Consider the following 9,654-nt stretch of genomic DNA (forward strand, 5'->3'; position numbering starts at 1 on the left):
CCATAAACAAGACCGGTCAACAGAACGCCTGCTACGCTGGGGCCAACATACATCGCCAGCATAGCGAATGGTAACAGTTCCTCGTTGCCTGTCCTGGGACCCGGGATTCCGCCGAGTACGAGGATGACGCTGCCCCATGAGAGAGCGAACGCCAGGACAAAGTAGGTCAACACCGGGTGCTTTTTGATGAAAGTTCTTATGGTTGTCATAATATTCTCCTTTCGATTAGAAAATCCTTTACTTATGGTTTTGCTTGTTCAGTCAGATGAGCCTGGTAAGCTTTCCAGCCGGGGCACCAGCCGGTGTGCCAGCGCCACAGCCGCGCCATCAAGGATGTGGGGTTGGCTTCAGCCTTTTGCCTCAAGGCGCAGGTCTCACAAGCAAATGTCTTTGAGGTTTGGTTGGTTTTCATTGTCGTTTCCTTTCATTGATGTAAACTTAAAATAGTCAAAACGGTAGCGCCGGAAAACGCGCCGCATTATTCCTTGTCTAAAGGTCCGGCGGGTGGATGGCCGCAAGTAACCGAGACCAGGGTCAGGTTGAGATCGCGGATGCGCTCAAGCAGGCCGTGGAGAGCGGCCTGGTCGGGCAGCGGGCCGGAAAGCAAGGTTTCATTGCCGGCCAGGTGGGTCAATTGTAAATCTGCAAACCATTCCGACCAGCGTTGGTCTAAATGGCCTTTGATTTTGATCTCGTAATATTCCGGCATAACAGCCTCCTGCTGAGTACTGACTATAATTTAGCACACGGCCAGGAAGCCCGCATCTGCCAAACGGGATATCCAGGGTTTATTTGCAGGGTTTAGGGGTCGGTAAACTCGTTTACCGCGCCGGGGTATTTACAGAATGGGGGAATTTTTAGGGAAGAATGCCAAACTGCCGGGCGCGCGCCGCCGCCTCGGTGCGGTTGGCGACATCGAGCTTGCGATAGATGCTGGCGGTGTGGGCTTTGACGGTGCCCGGAGAGATGATAAGCTGCCGGGCGATCTCCTGATTGGTTTGGCCCAGGGCGATGAGTTGGAGAACTTCCACCTCACGCCGGCTCAGTGGTTCAACAAGGCTCTCCCCATAGCTTACCGGGAGAGCGCCGGTGGCCGGGGTTGGCGCGGCCGCCTGCGGTTCGGCATCAAATTGGGAGAGCAGCCGGGTGGCGTAATCCTTTAAAGGGCCGGCGCCGGCATGGATCAGCCACTGCGCAAGCAACATTTGCAGAGGCCCGCCTTCGTCAATAAAGATACGCCCATAACCTTCCGGCTCGGCCAAAGCCAGAGCGCGCTCAAGGTCTGCCTGCGCTTTTGGTGTATCGCTCCGACGCAGAAAGGCCAGGCTGCGCAGGATGCGCAATTCAAGCGCCGCGCCAAACCGGCCGCTTTCTTCCGCCGCGGCGAGCGCTTGCGTCAATTCCGCAACGGCTTTGTCGGGATTGCGTTGAGCGAGCATTACCCTGGCCCCGGCGAGCCTCACCATCTCTCTGATCAATCCTCGATCTTGCTCCGCCAGGCGTGCTGCCCCCTCAATGCATCGTGTGGCTTCAGTCAGCGCTCCCTGCCGGACCAGTATCCTTGCCCTGAGCGCCAGCAGTTCAGCTCGCCACAAGGGGGATGGCGATTCGCCCAACGCCGCTTCCGCCTCTTGCGCGGCTGCCAGCGCGCCGTTGGCGTCGCCTTGCGCTTGCCTCAGACGCGCCAGCGCCGGCGCCGCGTTCAGCGCTGCGTCAAAACGCCCGCTCCACTTACCCAGTTCAATTCCCCGGGCCAGGTGGGCTTCCGCGGCTTCCAGTTTGTTGCACTCCAGGTATACTTCGCTCATCCTCAAGTGCAGGATCCCGGCCACCGGCAGGCGAGCCATTCCCTGTTCCTCAAAGTAGCTTAAGGCCGCCCGGCACGCCTCGTCCGCCGCCCGCAAACGCCCCAGCAACCACAATATCCCGATCTGCCGGTGAGTCATGCCGGCCACCCCGGCGGCATTTGCCCCTAGGCGGCTCCAGCGGATGGTTTCGGCATAGGCATCGCCAGCTTTCTCCAGATCGCCTGCGCCGTCATAGGCTGACGCCAGCGCCATAAAAATCACCGTCCGCAGCAGGGCGTTATCCGGCGACGGCAAATTCTCGGGGGCCAGGTAGAGAGCGCGTTCGGCAAAGGCAATCGCGACCTCAAAGTTATTGTCGTAGCGGGCAACGATTGACCGCATAGCGGCGAGATGGGCGGGTAAATCGGGGTAGGCCGCGTCATCCGCGCCCAATCTTTCAACCTGTTTGTTTAGCGCGTTCTCCGCATCGGTCAGGTGCGGCTCAATCGCGTCAACCCGGCTTCTAAACCATAGCACCCAGCAATAGGCCAGGTTAAGCAGCGCGCTGCTCTTGACCACGTCTTTGGGCAGGGCTTCCAGCCAAGACCAGACGGTTTCGATCTCCCCTTTGTTCACCGTGTGGTGCCAGTTTTTGGCGATCAGGCCGGCGGCCCGGTGATAGTCTGGGGCGGCGAGCGCGTAAGCCACGGCGTCGGCAACCTGCCCCTGCTGCTCGCACCATGCGGCGGCGCGTGTCAGGAGTCGCACAACCCGATCAGGTTCCGCCTGATGAAGCCGGGCGCGCAGCAGATCGGCAAAGAGGTGATGATAACGGTACCAGATCCGCTTATCATCCAGAGAAACCAGGAAAAGATTGGCTCGTTCCAGGTACTCCAGAATGGAGACTGATTGGCTCTTAAATCCTTCCTCGTCAGCCAGCACAGCATCGCACAGGGGGGCGGTCAGGCGCTCCAGAATTGAGGTATGCAGAAGAAAATGCCGGATTTCCTGCGGCTGGCCGGCCAAAACCTCTTCCAACAGATAGTCCAGAATGTAGCGATTGGTGCCGGAGAAACCTTTGATAAACCCGGTTACATCTTCACGATCGCGCATGGAGCGCGCGCCTTGCAAAGCAAGGGCCGCCATCTGCAAGCCGGCAATCCAGCCTTCCGTACGCTTTTTGAGTACCGCCACCGCTCCGGTATCCAGGCCGAGACCCATAACCTTGTTCAGGAACTGGGCCGTTTCTGGCTCTGTAAAGCCAAGCTCGGCGGCCCGGATTTCAATTACCTGGCCGCGCGCTCGCAAGCGGGCTAAAGGAAGCGGAGGGTCAGAGCGACTGGCAATGACCAGATGGAAGGTTCGGGGACAGTGGTCGAGCAAAAAAGTCATGCCCTCGTGGATAGTTTGGTTACTGATAAACTGGTAGTCGTCCAACACCAGGGCCATCTCGCCGCCGGCGGCATCCAGGTTGTTGATGAGGCTGGTCAGGATCGCTTCGGGGGGCGCTTGTGGGGCCGCGGCTACAAGTTGGGCAGCTTCGCCGCCGACCGTATGATCAGCCTCTTGCAGGGCAGTGACCAGATAACTCAGGAAGCGTCCGGCCTGGTTGTCATTCTTATCCAGAGACAGCCAGGCTACCGGCATATCACAACCGGCGACACAAGAAGCCACCAGGGTGGTCTTACCAAAACCGGCGGGGGCGGTTATCAACGTCAGCGGGCCGTGCAGCCCCTGGGTGATCCGCGCTTGAAGCCGAGGCCGGGGGACCAACTCTGACCGGGTGAAGGGCCAGTGCAGCTTTGTGCGGATGAGGGTGTTGGTCTTTTGCATACGGCAATCTCCGGTGATAATGGGAGAACACGATCATGCTCCCTGATTTGCATCATCTATGATCTGTACAGCCTTCACTTCCACGGGCAAAGTAGGGGTATTTCAACCATTGCCGTTAACCAGCCAGAGGCAAGCGATCTGGCGTGACTATGATACCATCAAGTGAACGGCATGGTCAAGAGGCAATTGTCTTGGCGACCCCTGAGCAGGACATTGCGTAGGGCTAACATCGCTTGCGTCCTACCTCGGCTCCAGCGCATCTGTCTTGGCTACTTAGCTCATCCGCCCGGTTCTGATGTGCTGATATGATCCAAATCAAGTATCATGCGAAAAAATCGACAAGATACGGGGAGACCATTTCCGTATGCTCACATCCCTTTTCACTTTCTGCAACAACTTCGGTAGCCGGATCAAACAATGGGTCAAGCCGACCACCACTATGCTCGTCGCTGCCTCGCTGACAGATATGACCCGCAGCAAGGCCGATCTCATCGCCGAAAACGCGATGGCTCCGCCAACAACTCATCGTGCTCAACCGCCAGATCAAACGTCCCCAATTGACCAATGGCGACCGTTTTCGCCTGGTGCTGCTGGCTCGCTGCACCCAATTCTGGCAACAAGCCCTGCATATCGTCCAACCTGATACCCTGATCCGATGGCATCGGGAGCTATTCCAACTCTACTGGCGCTACAAGTCACGGAAGAAGAACCGCGAACCCCGTATCACCCAGGAAATCATCGCTCTCATCAAAAAACAAAGTTGCATCGCCTGGTGGGTCATTTGCCATGCTTATGCAGATTCTTTAGTGATTCTTTCAATGATCGATTTGCGTCGTCGTATACGGCGAATACAAGCGCCGGTGATGGCCGGGAGGCTCGCTTGCCGGTAAACTTCGCCGCCCTTGAGCGAAGTGAAACTAAAAATGTGGCCGATGACCACCACAGCCTGGCTTTTAGCCGCCTGTTGCGCGGCGGCGGTAGCCTGCGCTTCGTCGCTTTGGTCATCAAAAGTGATAAATTTTATCGGCCGGCCATTGACGCCGCCTTGTTGATTAATCTCTTCCATGCATAGCGTCACGCTTTGAATCTGCTCCTCGCCATAGCTGGCATCTTCCCCGCTGATTGGCCCAACTACGGCAATGTAGATGGCCTCGTTGTCCGGCCTGAAGACAAACCAGCCGACCGCTGCAACCACGACCAGCAAAACCAGAGTCGCTACAACCCACCCGATAGAACGCCGGTTTAATTTCGATGTCATCGCATGACCTCCTGCCGCACGTTTTGAATTTATGTGGTTATCAAATGAATTTGGATTTTTATCTGGCCCTGTGATTATTTTATCAGAAATGGAAGGAAACGGTATACCAAAAATTGGTTATTTTTGATTGCCTTAATCCGGCAAAACGTTGAATTAAGCATAATCGGTGTCCAGTTAAAAACCCCCCCAATTATTGGGGCTGACAAACCAGCCAAGATACTTTATTATACAACAAGAATTTCCCTTTTTTTAATCCAGCGATTAATATTACAGCGTAAAAGGTATTCCCACCCTACGGCCGATAGTGAACAATCTATAACTTGATAAGGAGTCAAATTATGTATACCCCCATCAAATCAACCCTGGTTATTTTTCTACTTATTGTTTTGTTCGTTGGAGCGTGTTCTGCGCCGGCGCCCCCCAGTATCTCCCAGCCGCCGCCCGCGGCAACCAGCGCACCGCCAACTGTGGCGGCGGTATTGGATGATCCCTTTGCCTATTGCGCGGCGGTGGGATCAATTGACGCCCCGGACGCGCGCTACAATGGCCCCAAGTTGCCCGCTTCTGTTGCGCAAAACGCGATAGAGCAAGGTATCGTTCCACCCGACATGCCGCCGGATATCCAAATGGCGATGGAGTGGCGCTGCATGAACGGCCAGGTGTGGGTCTGCCACGTGGGCGCCAATTTGCCGTGCGGGGAAAAAGCTGACCTATCCAAGACGCCCACTTCGGCTATGGAAGACTTTTGCCAGGCGAATCCGACCGCCGATAACATCCCGGCTGTGGTGACCGGACGCGCCACCGTGTACGAGTGGAAGTGCAATACCGGAAAAGCGGAAATCATCCGCCAGATTTTCCAGGCAGACCCCCAGGGCTATCTGGCCGATTTCTGGTATCAACTGGCACCGCCCCCCATTATTGCGCGCAATCAACCTCTTCGTTTCGATGTCGGGCCGATGACAGTGCAAGTGACGGGCACCGTCGTCAGCGGCCAGCGCGACTATTACCCGTTGAGCTTGATGCAAGGTGAACTGTTGCAGGTTCAGCTCACGGCGTTAGAATCCAATGCCGCGTTCTCCCTCAAGACGTCGGAGGGAACGCCCTGGCCCGGCACTGAAGAAGGCACGGACACTACCAGCGGCTTTTGGATCGTCCCCGCCGATGGCGAGTATCTTATCGACGTCGGGCCGACGCGCGGCAATGCCAGCTATACCTTGAACGCGCAAACGCAGGACCCGGCCTATGCGCCCGCGCCTGATTGCGCCGCCATTGGTGCGGCGGCGGAAAAGGCCCTGGGCGTCAAATTCGCCCAATCCAGCAAGGCCTTTAACGACGGCGGCAAGAGCGGCGGCGTCGGCTGCGCGCTGACGGCCTCCGCCACCGGGGCGCAGTGGGCCGAGGCGCAAACTCCGCTTGACCAGCTTCGTCCCACGCTCAACGGGTGGGCGGATGAAGGTATGCTGGCCGGCGGCGCAACGGGCGTTGTTTATAGTTTCTCCAAAGACGACCAGTGGCTAATGGTAAGCTCAAGCTGGCAGCCTTCGCCCGACGCCAATTGTCCCCCAGACCAGCCTATCTCGGCCTGCGATGTCAAGCCGGAACAAAAACTGTACACGCTGGAGCTTATCGCGGCGCAGGGGGTGTGGAGCCAGATGGCTTACAAGCCTGTTTCCCGCCCGGTGTGCAACCAGTTGAACCAAGATTTGATAACCGCCGCATCGGTTGGCTTTGTTCAGTCTTTTGCCGCGCCGTTCACCGATTTCATCAGCGGCGAAAGCGGCCTGGGCTGTGCGCTTGAGGCCAGCGGCACGGGTTTAGAGTTCAAAAGCGCGCCCGAAGTGATGAATCAATTACGCGGCGCGCTGGCCGGCTGGACCGAAAATCCCACCTACCAGGCCGATGGTCCCACCGGCACGGCGATGGCTTTTACCCGCGATAAGGCCTTGTTACTGGTCAACGTGGACTGGCAGCCTTCGCCCGACGCCAACTGCCCACAAGATCAGCCCATCTCAGCCTGCCCGCTCAAGCCGGAGCAGCAACTGTATATGATCAAGGTCCAGGCGGCGCACAAGTAACCATCAGAGTGTCAATTTTGCGGCCTGTACTGCACAACACGAGCGCCCTCCCGGCGAGCCGGGAGGGCGCTCGTTGTTTGGCAAGTCCCATTCTTATCATTTTTCCACTGGGAAGCTGCGCCATTACCATTGGATTTATTTTTAAAATCATTACCTTATGGTATACTTTAATGAGTTGCCTCTATTTTTATTCACTCACAAAACTATAGTTTTTCAGACAAAGATTTTGACCGGGTAAGCCAGGAACTTAGTTCCTGACCTCCCCAAAGCTGCCGCCACTACGGCAGATTCAAAAACACTATCTGAATATCTAATATCATACCGTGTCCAGGGGAAAAAGAAAATGTTAAGAAACTACAAGGGAGTTACCTTATTTATAGCCATGCTCATGATGGCGTTGGTCGCCGCTCAATGCGATACGACGGCGACAGTTGAAGCTATCCCCACGGCCACCCCGGCCGCCGTTCCAGTAGTCGAGTCCGCTCCGGCCGGAGGAGTAGCCACAGAGCCGGCTGCGCCAGCGCCCGCCTTTGAGGCGGCGGGCGTGACTAATTTGCCCGACCTGTCCGGGCAGACGCTCCATATTTTAACCTGGGATGGTTATGCCCCGGATGAGTTGGTCGTCGCGTTTGAGCGGGCCACCGGAGCCAAGGTCGAAATAACTTACATTGAAGACAACGACGAACTGGTGGCTAAACTCCAAAACGAGCAGAAGGGTTGGGATATTGCTCAACCAACCTTAACTGAATTGGGGCTGACCCAGCAACTTTATAAACTTTACCAGCCTATTGATACGGCCCGGGTTACCAATCTGGACAAGGTGATTGGCTCCCTCAAGGAACAGGTGGTTAAGTATTCCACGGTGGAGGGCAGCCAATACGGTCTACCCTTTACCTGGGGTACCTCAGGCCTGATTGTCAATACCGCCAAAATTAAAGAACCAGTCACTTCTTACCGGCAATTGTGTGACGCCAAGTATGCCGGCCGTATCACCTATCGTTATCGTTACGCTACCTTAGTTTGGGCGGCCTATGGCCTGGGCCGCGACCTATACGCCGCAGCCGATAAGCCGGACGAGTGGCGAAAGATTATGGAAGAGGCCCTGGCCTATCTGGTTGAGTGCGACCCCAATGTCAAATCCTATTGGACCAGTCGTCAGGAGAGTATTGACTTGATGCTGCGGGAAGAGACCTACCTGGCCGAAGGATGGGACGGCACCGGCTGGTTGTTGAGCCAATCCAAACCGGAAATCAAGTATGTCGTTCCCAAAGAAGGGGGTTTGGGGTGGGTTGATACCCTGGCCATTCCGGCCCAGGCCGACAACCTGGAAGCAGCTTATGCCTGGATTAACTACATGTACGAGGCCAAAAATGCGGGCAAATTGGCCGAGGTCAGCGGCTATATGCCAGCGGTAGAGGAGGCCATCAATTATTTATCTAAAAACCGCGCGGCCTTAATTAAAGAAAGCTTACCGCCAGAAGCCATTGATAACATCAAATGGTCTCCCCCCCTCACCCCGGCGTTGGAGGAGATTAATGCCGAAATGGTTGAAAACTTGCGGCTTGTGGCCGAAAATCGGACGCGTCAGGTTGACGTAGAGGCCATTACTGCCCGCTTTGACGTGGCCGGCCTGGCCGAATTGCCCAATCTCTCCGGGCAGACCCTGCGCCTGTTGACCTGGGAAGGGTATGCGCCTGACGATTTAAAGCAGGCGTTTGAGCAGGCTAGCGGGGCCAAGGTGGAAGTTACCTACGTTTCAGACAACGACGAATTGATAAGCAAACTCCGCGAAAACGGAGGGGGATGGGATTTGGCCCAACCGACAGCGGCCGAGGTGTTGGTGGCCCAGCAGTTATACCACATCTACCAGCCGTTTGAGATCAATCGAATTTCAAAGCTGGCCGGTGTAAATTCTACCCTTAGGGAGAAGGTAGCTACTCACGCCACGTTGGATGGTCAGACTTACGCCGTTCCCTTTACCTGGGGCGCTACCGGCTTGATTGTCAACACGGCCAAAGTCAAGGAACCCATCACCTCTTATCTTCAGTTATGCGACCCCAAATACGCCGGCCGGGTGACGTATCGCTATCGTTACGCTATGTTTGTGGCCACAGCCTACGGCCTGGGCGACGACTTATATGCCGCTGCCAATGACCCGGCCGAGTGGCAGAAAATTATGGAAAAATCGCTGGATTACCTGATGAAGTGTCGGGGTAATGTTAGAACTTACTGGAATACGCGCCAGCAGAATATTGACCTGATGCTGCGGGAAGAGACCTACCTGGCCGAAGGATGGGACGGCACCGGCTGGTTGTTAAGCCGGCAAAATCCAGATATTAAATTCATTGCCCCCAAAGAAGGGGCAATAGGTTTTATTGACGTTTTTGCCGTCCCGGCCGGGGCCAAGAACTTGAATGCGGCCTACGCCTGGATTAACTACCTGCTTGAACCTAAAAATGCCGGTAAATTGGTACGCAGCAGTGGGTACCTGTCGGCCGTTGACGAGGCGGTAAACTATCTGCCTAAGGAGCAAATCGCCTTAATTAAAGAAAGCTATCCCCAGCAGGATTTCGACAACATCCGCTGGTCCCCGGCTCTGACGCCTGAGATTAAACAACTCAACATCGAAATCCCGAAAAAGTTGGAGGCTGAAGTAACCAAGAAGTAACCATCTTTTGGGAAGACTTCCGAGGTTTTCAAA

8 protein-coding genes are annotated in these 9,654 nt (G+C 55.9%); 2 read left to right on the forward strand and 6 right to left on the reverse strand.

All coding sequences use genetic code 11. The features are described from left to right. From JW953_10090 to JW953_10115, 6 genes are all read right to left on the reverse strand, one after another. On the reverse strand, positions 1–209 hold a 209-nt coding region (locus JW953_10090; GenBank protein MBN1993042.1), incomplete at its 3' end, for a hypothetical protein. A 32-nt stretch (positions 210–241) separates the two neighbouring features. Beyond that, the gene (locus JW953_10095; protein ID MBN1993043.1) at positions 242–412 is read right to left on the reverse strand and encodes a hypothetical protein; all 171 of its coding nucleotides are present in this window, start codon (positions 410–412) and stop codon (positions 242–244) included. A gap of 66 nt (positions 413–478) precedes the next feature. Beyond that, positions 479–709 carry a hypothetical protein gene (locus JW953_10100; protein MBN1993044.1) on the reverse strand — a complete coding sequence of 77 codons (231 nt, stop codon included), beginning with the start codon at positions 707–709 and terminating at the stop codon, positions 479–481. A 148-nt stretch (positions 710–857) separates the two neighbouring features. Then, positions 858–3,620 (reverse strand): helix-turn-helix transcriptional regulator, encoded by a 2,763-nt coding sequence (locus tag JW953_10105; GenBank protein MBN1993045.1) that lies wholly within the window; start codon positions 3,618–3,620, stop codon positions 858–860. A gap of 488 nt (positions 3,621–4,108) precedes the next feature. Next, on the reverse strand, positions 4,109–4,282 hold the full coding sequence (locus tag JW953_10110; GenBank protein ID MBN1993046.1) for a hypothetical protein: 174 nt from the start codon (positions 4,280–4,282) through the stop codon (positions 4,109–4,111). Positions 4,283–4,410: 128 nt separating this feature from the next. After that, positions 4,411–4,878, reverse strand: coding sequence for an ABC transporter substrate-binding protein (locus JW953_10115; protein ID MBN1993047.1), 468 nt, complete (start codon positions 4,876–4,878; stop codon positions 4,411–4,413). Positions 4,879–5,216: 338 nt separating this feature from the next. Between JW953_10115 and JW953_10120 the strand changes: the two genes are divergently transcribed. Both JW953_10120 and JW953_10125 read left to right on the forward strand, forming a co-directional pair. Beyond that, complete coding sequence (locus JW953_10120; GenBank protein MBN1993048.1) at positions 5,217–6,953, forward strand: hypothetical protein; 1,737 nt, start codon at positions 5,217–5,219, stop codon at positions 6,951–6,953. Positions 6,954–7,296: 343 nt separating this feature from the next. After that, the gene (locus tag JW953_10125) at positions 7,297–9,621 is read left to right on the forward strand and encodes an extracellular solute-binding protein (protein MBN1993049.1); all 2,325 of its coding nucleotides are present in this window, start codon (positions 7,297–7,299) and stop codon (positions 9,619–9,621) included. Positions 9,622–9,654: the final 33 nt, after the last annotated feature.

It is taken from the genome of Anaerolineae bacterium, from assembly GCA_016931895.1.
Classification (GTDB): Bacteria; Chloroflexota; Anaerolineae; order 4572-78; family J111; genus JAFGNV01.